This window comes from Marinomonas posidonica (assembly GCF_043643765.1).
In the GTDB taxonomy this organism is placed as follows: domain Bacteria; phylum Pseudomonadota; class Gammaproteobacteria; order Pseudomonadales; family Marinomonadaceae; genus Marinomonas; species Marinomonas posidonica_A.
On sequence record NZ_JBHZSP010000002.1, the window covers coordinates 62,171 to 74,643 of the forward strand.

At 41.7% G+C, this 12,473-nt stretch carries 13 protein-coding genes; 3 read left to right on the forward strand and 10 right to left on the reverse strand.

The genetic code is table 11. The features are described 5' to 3' along the window. Position 1: 1 nt before the first annotated feature. From ACHUFM_RS02305 to ACHUFM_RS02315, 3 genes are read right to left on the reverse strand one after another with little or no spacing between them, the layout of a single operon-like run. The gene (locus ACHUFM_RS02305) at positions 2-649 is read right to left on the reverse strand and encodes a DUF4194 domain-containing protein (RefSeq protein ID WP_013796246.1); all 648 of its coding nucleotides are present in this window, start codon (positions 647-649) and stop codon (positions 2-4) included. Further along, on the reverse strand, positions 649-2,040 hold the full coding sequence (locus ACHUFM_RS02310) for a Wadjet anti-phage system protein JetA family protein (protein ID WP_113874826.1): 1,392 nt from the start codon (positions 2,038-2,040) through the stop codon (positions 649-651). The genes ACHUFM_RS02305 and ACHUFM_RS02310 overlap by 1 nt, the downstream gene beginning before the upstream one ends. A gap of 39 nt (positions 2,041-2,079) precedes the next feature. Next, entirely contained in the window at positions 2,080-2,457 is a 378-nt protein-coding gene (locus tag ACHUFM_RS02315) for a sirohydrochlorin chelatase (protein ID WP_394179173.1), read from the reverse strand. Positions 2,458-2,619: 162 nt separating this feature from the next. On the opposite strand from ACHUFM_RS02315, the gene ACHUFM_RS02320 reads away from it, so the two are divergent. Then, positions 2,620-3,504 carry a TIGR01777 family oxidoreductase gene (locus tag ACHUFM_RS02320; RefSeq protein WP_394179175.1) on the forward strand — a complete coding sequence of 295 codons (885 nt, stop codon included), beginning with the start codon at positions 2,620-2,622 and terminating at the stop codon, positions 3,502-3,504. Between the two features lie 7 nt (positions 3,505-3,511). On the opposite strand, the gene ACHUFM_RS02325 is transcribed toward ACHUFM_RS02320, so the two are convergent. The 6 genes from ACHUFM_RS02325 to ACHUFM_RS02350 all read right to left on the reverse strand — a co-directional run bounded on the left by ACHUFM_RS02325 (position 3,512) and on the right by ACHUFM_RS02350 (position 8,042). Then, positions 3,512-4,021, reverse strand: a complete 510-nt coding sequence (locus ACHUFM_RS02325; protein WP_394179177.1) for a DNA topoisomerase family protein — start codon at positions 4,019-4,021, stop codon at positions 3,512-3,514. 5 nt (positions 4,022-4,026) lie between these two features. Then, positions 4,027-4,398 carry a hypothetical protein gene (locus ACHUFM_RS02330; RefSeq protein ID WP_394179179.1) on the reverse strand — a complete coding sequence of 124 codons (372 nt, stop codon included), beginning with the start codon at positions 4,396-4,398 and terminating at the stop codon, positions 4,027-4,029. After that, the gene (locus ACHUFM_RS02335) at positions 4,395-5,129 is read right to left on the reverse strand and encodes an HAD family hydrolase (RefSeq protein ID WP_394179181.1); all 735 of its coding nucleotides are present in this window, start codon (positions 5,127-5,129) and stop codon (positions 4,395-4,397) included. Before ACHUFM_RS02335 ends, ACHUFM_RS02330 begins: the two co-directional genes overlap by 4 nt. A 1-nt stretch (position 5,130) precedes the next feature. Continuing rightward, positions 5,131-6,123, reverse strand: a complete 993-nt coding sequence (gene hemH / locus ACHUFM_RS02340) for a ferrochelatase (protein ID WP_394179183.1) — start codon at positions 6,121-6,123, stop codon at positions 5,131-5,133. 106 nt (positions 6,124-6,229) lie between these two features. After that, positions 6,230-7,030, reverse strand: coding sequence for a TSUP family transporter (locus ACHUFM_RS02345; protein WP_394179185.1), 801 nt, complete (start codon positions 7,028-7,030; stop codon positions 6,230-6,232). Between the two features lie 76 nt (positions 7,031-7,106). Next, positions 7,107-8,042, reverse strand: coding sequence for a chemotaxis protein CheV (locus tag ACHUFM_RS02350; RefSeq protein ID WP_394179187.1), 936 nt, complete (start codon positions 8,040-8,042; stop codon positions 7,107-7,109). A 115-nt stretch (positions 8,043-8,157) separates the two neighbouring features. Here ACHUFM_RS02350 and ACHUFM_RS02355 point away from each other — a divergent pair, with 115 nt between their 5' ends. Beyond that, positions 8,158-9,345, forward strand: coding sequence for an EAL and HDOD domain-containing protein (locus ACHUFM_RS02355; protein WP_394179189.1), 1,188 nt, complete (start codon positions 8,158-8,160; stop codon positions 9,343-9,345). Beyond that, entirely contained in the window at positions 9,342-10,133 is a 792-nt protein-coding gene (locus ACHUFM_RS02360) for a TatD family hydrolase (RefSeq protein WP_394179191.1), read from the forward strand. Before ACHUFM_RS02355 ends, ACHUFM_RS02360 begins: the two co-directional genes overlap by 4 nt. On the opposite strand, the gene ACHUFM_RS02365 is transcribed toward ACHUFM_RS02360, so the two are convergent. After that, complete coding sequence (locus ACHUFM_RS02365) at positions 10,130-12,463, reverse strand: DNA polymerase II (RefSeq protein ID WP_394179193.1); 2,334 nt, start codon at positions 12,461-12,463, stop codon at positions 10,130-10,132. The two genes, ACHUFM_RS02360 and ACHUFM_RS02365, sit on opposite strands and share 4 nt — an antisense overlap. Positions 12,464-12,473: the final 10 nt, after the last annotated feature.

Sequence of the window (12,473 nt, forward strand, 5' to 3'; positions counted from 1 at the left end):
CCTAGTCTTGATTCGTCTCAGAGGTGATTTCAACATCACTGTCGTCACTTTCTATGTCGTCTTCATCTGGGTCTGTTCCATTGAAAGACTCTAATTGTCTTAAATAGGCTTCCGTAACAATCAGGCGTACCACAGGCGTAATATTGATGATCTGGTTCTTGCTGTCTTCTTCATAGGTCTTGCCGCGGATGATCACACCATGACGACTGAATAAAGATAAAATATCTTTAAATCGCGTCTCACTTGGGATTTCACGTTTTACCAAATGCACAAAACGATCCAAAATGGTGTGTGTATTGGTCGCCACAAAACCATTGTCCACTTCGAAGTTTTCAATCTTTTCTTCGTATATTTGTCGCAGTACTAACAAGAATAAAGTTTCATCGGTTTTTAATCGAACGAAAGCTTCTCTTTGAACCGGCAAAACACCGGCTAAGCGCTCATTTTCATTAATGTAGAGTTTCATGCCTAGAGCATCAAACAAGCGATCAAAATACTCTTGGTAGGACTCAAGCAATAAATAATGTTTACGTTGACCATGTTTATAAGCACTGGCAAATTGATTGGCAATGACATAATTCGCTGTCTGCTGGAACTCTTGTGCGTCCTTTCCTGACTCTTCAACGACCTTTTTTAATTCTTTAAGCATTAAGCTTCGCTCCTACGTACGACATTGAATTCACGGCATTCAACAAAATCATGAACATCTACAAATTGATCGGTAAATTGTATTTCAAACACGTTTTCTAACTTTTTCGCACTCACGCCCAAAGAGCCGATATAACGAAGGTGGTCAAAGCACACAAAATCTTCAACGGATGAAATCGTAAAATCCAATATGTGTTTTTGACTATGGCTAGCCATCTGTCTTTCTAGGTATGTCTGCATCTTCGCCACAGTCACTTGTCGGGCTTCATGGAATCGACGTTGCTGATCCCTAAATTTAATTGCATCCGCCGACACTTCCGCTGGCGTCATAACTCGTGGCGGTGGTGCTTCACGACGTTTTGTGGGCTGCGCAGCAGAAGCCATGCCAACGAAACGAGAGCCGATAACCTGCTTCATCACTGGCAAATGCTCGAATTTCGCTACGTCGGTGATAATTCCTGCAATTTTTGTTGCCATACCGGGGCGAGAACTGTCCATATATCGGGCGGTATCAGCGGCCCGTTTCTCTAATCGATAACGATATTCATCAATTCGCTCTAGGCGTTGCTCTATGTTATTGAAGGTTTGCAATATGTCGCGACAATCTTGCTCAACCATGGCTTGCGCTTCTGCCATGGTGATAAGCTGCTGATCAACATAACATTGTGCAACCTGTCCCATGGTGGTTGGATTGGCTAAAAAGTCCTGGGTTAATTCAAGAATTTGTCGGCGAAAACGAAACGGGTTATTACTGGTTTTGATGGTCTTGTAGTCGGCAATCAGAATGCCTTCAACAAATAAATCAAAGAAGCCAGATACAATGGCTTTAGGGTCTCGACTAGCAAATAACTCACGTTGTAAGCTGCGAATACCCAATAAGATTTGGTTCAAATGGGCGGAAAACTCTCGTGCAGCTTCTGCTGATTGACGAAGAGTCACCCCCCTTTCTTTCGGCTGTTTTGCAACCGCTTCCAGATTACTCAAGATGCTGAGTACCGTTGCGCCATAATTACGTTTACCATGACGGCTAATTTCGACCAAAGATCGTAATAACATGGAAATTTGCGGCGTCATAAGCACACTAACACGATACAATTCTTGCTCTTCAACGAGCCAGCCCGTGTTGACTAATCTGTGGTAGATGCGCAAGGCATAATCATGAATGGTTTTTGGTGAATCAAAAGACTCCTTTTGGTCCTCATGCCAAGACAAGGTATCCAGCTTATGAAGCGTATCTTCTATCGATTCAATAATCGTGGATTTATCCTTGATGGGGTCTTCGGCATGATCGTAGAAAACCTCTGCTAGATCTTTGAGTACCGCTTCGATGAGAGTCTTATTCGAGCCGCTTAACGCCTGAAAAATTTCATCTGGCAAATGACTAAACAACATTGTCATGGCTCCATGGCTTCACTAAAAACAATCGCATTCTTATTCCTTACCTAAATATCCAGCTATCACGCTTTCCATTGCTTTTTTGACGGCATTATCTTCACCGACTGGTGGCAGTAACACAATGTTTAATTTTTCACTCTGAAGCGCTTCTATTTGTGCTGGCACATCCGCACGTAAATGCCTGCCAACAGCGAGAAAAAGTGGTAGCACGGCCACAGAAGTAACATTATCACTGAGTTTTTCTACGACATCTTCTAAAGATGGCGTCGTTAATTCCATATAAGCTAAACTTGTGTTTGCTTCACCATACAGTTCTACAACTCGTTGATGAAGGGTTTCGAATGGCTCTTTCCAAAGAGGATCGGGACTTCCGTGTGCAAGAAGTATGATGTGATCGTATTCTTTGCGTAACATTATCTTACCTAAATATTAACAATGGTTACCATTTTAGCCATCCTGTCAGAGAAAAAGAAGGTGCGATTTAAAAAAACGCAAAAACAAAGAACTGGTTGATCCAATTTTAGTTTTTATACGTTTACTCTTAATCTGAATATTGAAAAATCATAAGGAATTACCATGAAGATTTTAATGACGGGAGCTACAGGTTTTATTGGTCGCTCATTGCTAGATGAGCTGTTAAAGACCGATTCAGAGATCTGCGCACTTGTTCGCAAAAAGTCGAACAACCTGCCAATTGAGGTTAAACAAATTGATTTTTCTGCCCTATCTCAGATAACAGACACGTTTGATGTGTTCATTAATCTTGCGGGAGAAAGCATTGCCGCCCAACGTTGGACTTCGAAACGTAAACAAGCCTTGCTTAACAGCCGAGTTAATTTAACCAATCGCATCTTTGATTTATTGCAACATCCACCTAAAACCATCATTTCTATGTCCGCCGTTGGCTATTATGGTGTCACCAATGAAGGTGAGTTTACTGAAAATACACCGCCTACTTCAGGCTTTGCTCATCAATTGTGTGAGTTATGGGAGCGCTCCGTAATAGACTCTGCTCAAAACGATAGTCGTGTGGTTATTTTTAGGTTGGGGGTTGTACTAGGAGATGGTGGCGCCCTAGAAGCAATGAGACTTCCATATCGTTTGGGATTAGGCGGGAAGATTGCCTCCGGAAAACAGTGGTTTAATTGGGTCCATCTAGAGGATGTTAAACAGTGTATTATGACGGCAATGACAGATGAATCCTATCAGGGAGCTTATAACTTGGTTTCACCGAACAATGCCACACAAGCGGAGTTTGCCAAATGCTACGCAAAGAGTTTAAAGCGCCCCGCTTTGATCTGGACGCCACAATGGCTGTTAAACGTAATATTGGGTGAAATGTCGACTCTGTTAACCTATGGCCCTAAAGTCATCCCGGACAGGTTATTAAAAAAAGGTTATCCGTTTCAATTTGACCGCTTAGATGTCGCTCTAAGCGCTATTGAATCAGAGAAAACATAATACTGTCTTACCGTTTCTTCCGTAGTTCAGGTAAGCCTTTATCATCGTTGAGTGTGTGCGTACATTTTGGGTAAGTAATACATCCCCAAAAGTAGCCATTTTTACTTTTCTTGCGAACAAGGTAGTGACCGCAGGCTCGACATGGATACTTCTTGGTTGCTGATGGTGCGCCATCATCATCTTCCACTGTAACTTTACAATCAGGGTAATTTGAGCAACCCCAAAACACATTATCTTTGAACTGTCTTTTGCGCAATGGAGATTGGCAGGCAGGGCATAAATAGCGCTTTGCTCGAACAGGCCTCCCCTCCTCATCATTTGCTGTGTAGTCACAATTTGGGTAGGATTCACAGCCCCAGAACACGCCATTTGCGCCTTGCTTTTGTCTTAATAAACTTTGACATTTTGGGCAGCGATAACGAACTTGAGCCACAGTGACTTTCACGTCATCTTGTTTTAGAAACTCTTGTTCCCAGTGACTGCTTGGCAAATGAGGTGTTTTAGGATCTTCTGACATTACAATTATTCTTTATAACAAAGAGCAGAGTCTTCCTGACAGGCACGTTTGTCGTCTTCTGCTAACACAGCTCGCACTTTAGAAGCGCCCTTTCTTGCAGCATCTGCCGTCGCCGCGCCGGCTTCCTGTAAACTGTCCCAAACAATCGAGCCAGTTTCTTTGGCGTTTTTACTTACTTTGCCGCCAAACTCAGAAGCTTTGCCACTTAAGTCACTGGCTTTCTTTGCGGTTTTATCTGCCACGTCAGAGGTCGTATCTTTGGCTTCTTGCCAAAATTCTATGACATTGTTTTTAGCTTTATCAAAGCTAGATTCGTCTGCATGCGCCAAGTTGACCGCTAAGCCAATGATTACAATCATCAAACGGCTAATGTTCATACGTACTCCTCTTGAATTTTTTCAGCATTTAAATACTCAAGCACAAGCGTTACATCTGTGAACTGCATTAAATTGTCATAACTTGCCAGAACGTTATCCTCAACTTGTTCATGAGCCCAAGTGCTATGGTATGGAATGTGAATCGCAGTGGCACCGATATCAAGCACTGGTAAAACATCGGACTTTAAAGAATTTCCTACCATTAAGAAGTCTTCTTTTTGGATATTATGCTTGTCTAGAATCTGTTCATAGGTAGCCGGGATTTTGTCACTGACCACTTCAATGACGTCAAAGTAATCGGCAAGGCCTGATCGAGCAAACTTACTTTCTTGGTCAAGCAGGTCCCCTTTCGTTATCACCATTAATCGATATTCTGACTGAAGTGCTTTGAGTGTTGCTTCAATGTTTGGCAACACCTCAACTGGCATAGCAACCATGCATTTTGCAAGATCAATGATCTGTTGAATTTCACGGCCTAGAATGCGCCCTTCCGTTAACTCAATGGCGGTTTCAATCATGGAAAGAGTAAAGCCTTTAATGCCGTAACCAAAATGCCCTAGGTTCCTGACTTGTACCTCGCCAAGATGCTCACGAATATAAGCTTCTGAATGATAGGGCGAAAGCAAGCGAATAAACTCATCCTGAGCATTCATGAATATTTCTTCGTTACGCCACAAAGTATCATCCGCATCAAATGCGATGGTTTTGAAAGCTTGGCGTGATTTTGTCATATCATGTCCAGTTTTTAATGTTTTCTTCAATGATGTTCATATAAAGCGAAATTTGGTCAGGGCTGTCGTTTAACGCTGGAATGTAGTCGAATGCCACACCGCCACTGTGTTTAAACTCATCACCTAACTCAAGCGTTACTTCTTCTAGGGTCTCAATACAGTCAATTGAAAAAGCGGGGCTGATCACATTGATTTTTTTAATACCCATGTCAGGCAATGCTCTAAGGGTTTCATCAGCATATGGCTTTAACCACTCTTCACGACCAAATCGGGACTGATAGACATGAGTCCAATCGCTATCACCTAGTTCAAGTTCTTCTGCTACTAAACGACTGGTGAGCTCGCAACGACGTGAATACGGATCGCCATTACTAACGTATCGTTTTGGAATGCCATGATAAGACAAAACCAAATGACGTCGCTCACCTTGTTTTTCCCATTGCGCTCGAACAGAATCTGCTAACGCTGTTATGTACAATGGGTTATCCGCATAATCACCAGTCAAATGCAACTCTGGCCAATGTGGGCACGACTTTAAGGATTTCATAAGACGATCATAAGCGGCCGCTGACGTAGTTGATGAGAATTGTGGGTACATTGGGATCACCAGAATCTTATCTACTCCTTGCGCCCTCAATTTGTTTGCCGCGGTCTCGACACTTGGATTTCCATATGTCATAGCCAATTCTACCGCGACCGGCATAGGAAACTCTTCCGTGACTTGTGTCTGTAATTTGTCTTTAAGGCGTTGGCTCAATACCAATAAAGGAGAACCCTCATCCATCCAGACTTGTTGATACACCTTAGCCACCTTAGGCGGTCTAAGGGTTAAAATCACCAAGTTCAAAATCGGCTTCCACAGCAATGGATTTAAATCGACCACGCGGGAGTCTGATAAAAACTCTCTTAAGTAGCGACGAACAGCCCCAGTCTCAGGTGCGTCCGGCGTACCGAGATTCATCAACAGCACGCCAATTTTTTTATTATCAGTCATTAAAACAAACCTTTGAAATTTACCAATGCATTATAGGGCATTGAGCACAGAACAACGTGTAAATTCACGTTATTTTAAGTTCAAACTCACCGCTTTAATAGCAATATCATTGCCAAATCCTGAATAAACACACGATTAAATATAAGTTGAAGCATACCAGCAAAATCTTATGTTCATACTGGCTAACTTGCCAATGAGATAGCAAGGTACCGAGAAACAAACCAACCGCCAAAGTTGTTGCTGCAGGTAGGTAAATGGAGCCTATAAGACCAAAGCCTAATGACATCATCGAAGGCAGTGATGGAGGTACGGCAGGGAATACAAAACCGATCAAAGCCGCGAAAGAGAGAAATAACGACATACCATGAAGTGTTCCTTCGCTGTTTTCAGGGTTACGATGATGCAAGTGATTAAGTAAGCGGGAAACGATATGACCATCATTCCCCCCTAACAAGCTTATTCCACCAGCTAGCAAGCCAATCGGAAGCGGGAAGTTTGGAATGGACTGCAATTTGATATAACGCCATTGCATTGTACTGACGAAGACACTTAGTAACAGAGAAAAAGATAGAAAAGCCAATATTACTTGAAAACTGGCTAAGCTAACCAATTGCGCACCAATGACGCCCCCCATGGCGAAGCCAGGCGCGTATTTTAATAGTAAGGCGTACTCAACTTGACCAGATTTCATTCCTTTTAACCAAGAATAAAGGTGCGTTGGTAAACAAGCCACAATGGTTGATGCGATAATAACAGAGATTAAATTCTCTACGGGAATGTCAATCGCAGGTAAAAAAAAGTATAAGGATGTGAGGCAGGTTAATGCGGGAGAGACTTTTATTTGTGCGCTTACCAAACCACAACCTAAGCCCATTAAAAATAGAAATACAGTAAATTCAACTGGCATGATTTATATCATTACATGAGGTAAATGAAAGACAAAAAAGCGGACCGTAAGCCCGCTTCATTAGATACGTTATAAATTAGTCTCGATAGACAACACTTCTAATCCGATCTTGGATTAAAGAAGCCAGTTTATCTGGTTGGAATTTAGACAAAAAATCATCACAACCCACTTTTTGTACCATGGCTTTGTTAAAGCTGCCACTTAATGATGTATGCAGAACAATATACAAATCTTTAAGTCTTGGATCTTCACGCACTTCCCGAGTCAATCGATAGCCATCCATTTCTGGCATTTCAGCATCGGTAATCATCATCAGCAGTTTTTCCGGTACAGTTTCACCCTGATCTGCCCATGTTTTTAGCCTCTCTAAACCGCGTTTACCATCTGTCGCGGTGTGAACTGTAATTCCCATAAAGTCTAGAGTAGAACGACATTGTGCAAGACCGACGGATGAATCATCAACTACTAGTACTTCTAAACCTTTCGCCAGCGCCATAAGATCATTATCAATAACATCATCACTAACAGTACTGTCATAGGGTGAAATTTCAGCAAGCACTTTCTCAACATCAATGATCTCAACAATACGATCATTTACCCTAGTGATGGCCGTTAAGTAATGTTGTCGTCCAGCACCATCTGGCGGTGGCAGGATTTCATTCCAGTTCATGTTGATAATGCGATCTACTTCGCCAACCATGAACCCCTGAACGGTATTGTTGTACTCGGTAACAATTAAATTGCAGGATTCATTACGTTCAATCGGTTTCATGCCAATGGATTCTGACAAATCAATTACTGGAATAGTACGACCACGAAAGTGTGTCACCCCTGCAACGGAAGGATGTCTATGGGGCATTAAGTTGAGTTTGGGGAGCTGCACAACCTCTTGAACTTTAAAAACATTGATTGCAAACATTTGCATTCCACCAAGGCGGAACATCAGTAATTCAAGGCGGTTTTCACCCACTAACTTGGTTCTTTGGTCTACAGCGTCTAACATGCTCGCCATACATCACTCCACACATTTTCAAATAAAGGCGTTATTCCATTATAACCATGATATTGTATTCAGCTATGGGTTACAGTATTTTTTTGTGTTGTCTTTATAATTATAGGGAAATGAGATGAAAAACGATGATGTGCTTTTTTGTCGTAAAGCAGTCGTGAACCATAAATCTCAAACAATGGCTTATCATCTTCTTCATCCTGAAGATGCTTTATATCATGATGAACAAGCATTTTTCAGTTCTCTATTTGTGGATGTTAACCTCAATGAGTTAACTCAGCAAAAAGCGATTTTTTACATTGGTTCAATTGATCAGTTAACTAAATTGCCCGAACTTAATGGGCTACAGGTGACGCTTTTCATTGACTGTTCGATTCTAGATCAGCAAATGTACATAGATAACCTTTCCGAATCACGCTTAGACGGCTACCAATTTGGACTTATTAATCCTGAACCTGATGACTATGACAGTGAGTTCATGAATCTGTTTTCGTATGTTTTATACGATTTGGAACAGTTTTCTTTAGACAAAATCTTAGTATCGAGCGAACATCCAGATATTGCATTAAAAAATATCTGGATTCATAAAATTGAGCAGGCTCAAGATTTTGATCGTCTTAAAGAGGCCTTACCGAACGCTTATTTTAGTGGCACCTTCATCCGTAAAATGACCAAAGTAAAAGGCAAGCGCATTATCGCTTATAAAGATATACTCATTGAATTACTCAATCATTTAAACAATCATCAGACTTCACCTCGCCTTCTCGCTGATTGTATTGAGCGAGATCCTACGCTGACCTACAGAATTATTAAGCTAACCCATACCGCTCGATATCATAGCCAATTTAATGTCACCAACGCACAGCGAGCTGTTGAAATCATTGGGGTTCGAGATCTTGTGAAGTGGGTGGGACTAGTTATGCTCAGTAGTGTGCCAGGAAAACCTGATTGTTTATTCTCTATGGCAGTGTCTCGAGCTTGTTTCTGCAATAACATTAGCGCAATTTTGTTTCCAAAATTGGAAGGCGGTTTTTTAGTTGGTTTGTTTTCATATTTGCCAAGCTTTTACGATGAAGATCTGGCCACATTACTAAAAGATCTTCCTTTAGACACTAACATCACCAAAGCCCTGTTAGAATACCAAGGTAACTTAGGCGGCGTATTGCGAATGGTCGAAGCATATGAATCAGGTCGTTGGGAAAAAATTCCGTTTGAACAATTGGCGATGAAGAATATATCCAAAGAAATGTTAAAAAACATTTATATCGATAGTCTGACCATGGCAAGAGAGATGTCACAAATATGATAGACATTGGCGTTAATTTAAATCATTCCATATTTTTGGACGATTTAGAACACACATTGTTAGAGATAAAGCAGCATGGGATCAACGGCATCATTTGTATTGCGTCAGATATTGAAGAAAGTCTGTTATTAGCACAACATTGCCAACGTCATCCAAGCCTTTGGCAAACCATTGGTTGTCACCCTCATCAAGCTAAAACCTGGCATATGAAAAGCCAGCAAGTATTCCGAGAGCTACTCAATACTCATCAAGCCGTCGCCATTGGAGAAACAGGTTTAGATTTTAACCGCAATTATTCTACTCCGGAGCAACAACGATTTGCTTTTCACCAACAGATCGAACTGGCCAAAGAATTCAGTTTACCTCTTTATCTACATGAAAGAGATGCTCATCAAGAAATGATTGAAACTTTGAGACAGCATCCCGAAGTTGCTCAGCATTCCGTCATTCACTGTTTTACAGGTTCAAAGGAAGAATTAGACCATTATCTAGAGCTTGGGCTTTATATTGGCATAACGGGCTGGGTTTGCGATGAAAGACGAGGTTACGACCTACAATCTTCACTGCCTCACATTCCTTTGGATAAATTGCTATTGGAAACGGATGCGCCGTATTTATTGCCTAGAAACATACGGCCTAGGCCGAAAAAGAACCACCCAAAATACCTTCCCTATGTGGCAGAAGAAGTGGCTCGATTACGAGGGATGTCAGTTGAAGCATTAATCGAAGCCACGGTTGATAATACACATAGACTGTTTAATTTATCCCCTAACAGCGACGTAACTTAAAGCAACGAAATTTGCTGTGATAACAAACTTGCCATGTTTGTTTTAAAGATAGGGAGAACACTATCCGCAATCGGAACGAGTTGTTTTTCAATATAGTGCTCATAATCTAAATGACATAGATCGGCATGTGTCTCATAGGGCATCACCCCAGATGTCTGATAAACATAATTTACCCGCTTTCGCCCTTTATTGTATTCCAAAGGTAAGCCAAGGTTGGCGCGCTTTTCATCAATCATCATTGCGGCACGCACATGAGGTGGTTTGTGTTTAGAATACGCGGCCAGAGGTCGACTTAATTGCTTACTGTAGACCAGCCATTCATCAAGTTGGCCCGCTTTGAGCTGCTCGATGACAGATTGTATATAAGCAATAGGGTTTTCATCATTAAAGATAATGTCAAAAAGATTGCGCTGAAATTCCCTCGCCAACTTTGTCCAATCGGTGCGCGCGGCCTCTAGGCCTTTGAATACAATTTTGTTATTGGTTTTACCGGCATAACGCTTTTTACTGCCTTCTTCTTGACCGCGAATGGTTGGCATAAAGAAGCGTTCATAGAGGGTTTCAAACTCAAGTTCTAAGTGAGAGTCCACATTGGCATAGTTACGACACCATGCAGTTAAGGTTTGATTAATTTCCTCACATAAGCGCTTGCCTAACACTTCTGGTTTATCACTGTCATCGTTTAGCACTACGAATAAGGAATCGGTATCGCCATAAATAACTTTGGCGCCCTTCTCTTCCATCCAGCTTTTAGTGAGTTGCAATATCTCATGCCCACGCATTGTGATCGAGCTGGCCAGTTCAGCATGATAAAAGCGACACACATTTGATCCTAGTACGCCGTAGAAAGAGTTCATGATGATTTTAATGGCATAACTTAAGATGTCATTATGAGATGATTTCGCATCTTCTCTGGCTTTAGCAAGTTCCCCAACCAATTCTGGCAAAATAGCCTGCTCTACATCAAAGTGTGCTCCCAAGTAACCAGGCACAATATGCTGAATACCTTGTTGTGGGGTATTTTGTGCTGATATACGAGCTAAAGGGTCAATGAAAAAAGTTCGAATAATACTGGGGTAGAGGCTTTTGAAGTCGAACACTAAGACATTTTTATAAAGACCTGGAAGGGAGTTCATGACAAAACCACCGGGACTGGCAACAAAGGCTTCGTCTTTCCATGCTGGTGCAACGTACCCGGCTTGATGCAAGCGTGGGATATAAAGGTTTTCGAAAGAAGCAACCGAACCACCAGTTTGCTCCATGGGTATGCCAGTGAGATCCACTCGGGTCTGCTGTAGTTCGATCAATTTTAGCTGCTTAAAAATACGCCATACTAGATCGCAGTCTTGTAAATTGTAAGCCACAAAAGAAGCCAGATCATGCTGATGCATCCGCTCTATTTCTTGCCAACGATCACCGCCATGTAACAGCTTACTGTCACCTAAGATTTCGTGGCTGACATTGTTTAAACTGTATGACTCAAAGTGATAGCCCCCCACCTTAAGTAAGGTAATGCCGTCTAAAGCCACTCTTCCAGGAATAGAGGCAAAGTATTTGCCTTGATTGTCTGAGGAGCGAATATTCCATGTTTCTCCATTCACGCCAAAAGCTGCACGAATGCCCAACTGTTGGCAACGCTGATCAATAAAATGAAGATCAAAACCAATCAAATTCCAACCTATGAATATATCTGGGTTGTATTTTTTTACAAATTGCATGAAACCGAGTAGCAAACTTCGCTCATCGGCAAACGCGGTGACATGCTCTAAGCTGGTATTTTCAGGCGCCACTACAAAGGCTTGCCGAAGTTGATCATTGGTAACGCCAATAGACAAGATTTTGTTGTGTGTTACCGAGGTTTCAATGTCTAACGACCAAATAGTCCAATTTGGTGAGTAATCTCCTGCAATCACCTTAGCTTGTTTATAAACGGATTCACCCTGCTCAACCATACCTATAAATCGAATGGCGCCACGAATGCTTCTTTCCATTAAATAACGATCATGTGGCTTAATGTCTTCTTCAAAAACCGCATGACCTGTTTGTTTAACAAATTTCAAAATTTGTCTGTGTAAGATCATGCTATTGGTTTGGATTAAGGTAACCGCTTGATGTTCAAATGAACTGAGCTCAGTAGCATGATACAGAACGCCATTGATGTCGGTAGGAAGTTCTGAAATCGGGATAGTGCTAAAAAAGCTGGTTTGTTGACGATCTGGTATGACTTTTACCGTCCCGTCAGGCGTTTTGACAAAAAGGCTCATTTCGATCTGGCCATTCACTTCTTTCGTATGGCGACTGACAATGTAGCCTTTTTGCTCTTTAAACATTACAAACCTT

Bases quoted from the DNA above. Each gene is read 5' to 3' on its own strand.
- ACHUFM_RS02335 (WP_394179181.1), bottom strand. From the start codon at position 5,129: ATGACAAAATCACGCCAAGCTTTCAAAACCATCGCATTTGATGCGGAT.
- ACHUFM_RS02320 (WP_394179175.1), top strand. From the start codon at position 2,620: ATGAAGATTTTAATGACGGGAGCTACAGGTTTTATTGGTCGCTCATTG.
- ACHUFM_RS02350 (WP_394179187.1), bottom strand. From the start codon at position 8,042: ATGGCGAGCATGTTAGACGCTGTAGACCAAAGAACCAAGTTAGTGGGT.
- ACHUFM_RS02355 (WP_394179189.1), top strand. From the start codon at position 8,158: ATGAAAAACGATGATGTGCTTTTTTGTCGTAAAGCAGTCGTGAACCAT.
- ACHUFM_RS02310 (WP_113874826.1), bottom strand. From the start codon at position 2,040: ATGTTGTTTAGTCATTTGCCAGATGAAATTTTTCAGGCGTTAAGCGGC.
- ACHUFM_RS02360 (WP_394179191.1), top strand. From the start codon at position 9,342: ATGATAGACATTGGCGTTAATTTAAATCATTCCATATTTTTGGACGAT.
- ACHUFM_RS02365 (WP_394179193.1), bottom strand. From the start codon at position 12,463: ATGTTTAAAGAGCAAAAAGGCTACATTGTCAGTCGCCATACGAAAGAA.
- ACHUFM_RS02325 (WP_394179177.1), bottom strand. From the start codon at position 4,021: ATGTCAGAAGATCCTAAAACACCTCATTTGCCAAGCAGTCACTGGGAA.
- ACHUFM_RS02315 (WP_394179173.1), bottom strand. From the start codon at position 2,457: ATGTTACGCAAAGAATACGATCACATCATACTTCTTGCACACGGAAGT.
- ACHUFM_RS02305 (WP_013796246.1), bottom strand. From the start codon at position 649: ATGCTTAAAGAATTAAAAAAGGTCGTTGAAGAGTCAGGAAAGGACGCA.
- hemH (WP_394179183.1), bottom strand. From the start codon at position 6,123: ATGACTGATAATAAAAAAATTGGCGTGCTGTTGATGAATCTCGGTACG.
- ACHUFM_RS02330 (WP_394179179.1), bottom strand. From the start codon at position 4,398: ATGAACATTAGCCGTTTGATGATTGTAATCATTGGCTTAGCGGTCAAC.
- ACHUFM_RS02345 (WP_394179185.1), bottom strand. From the start codon at position 7,030: ATGCCAGTTGAATTTACTGTATTTCTATTTTTAATGGGCTTAGGTTGT.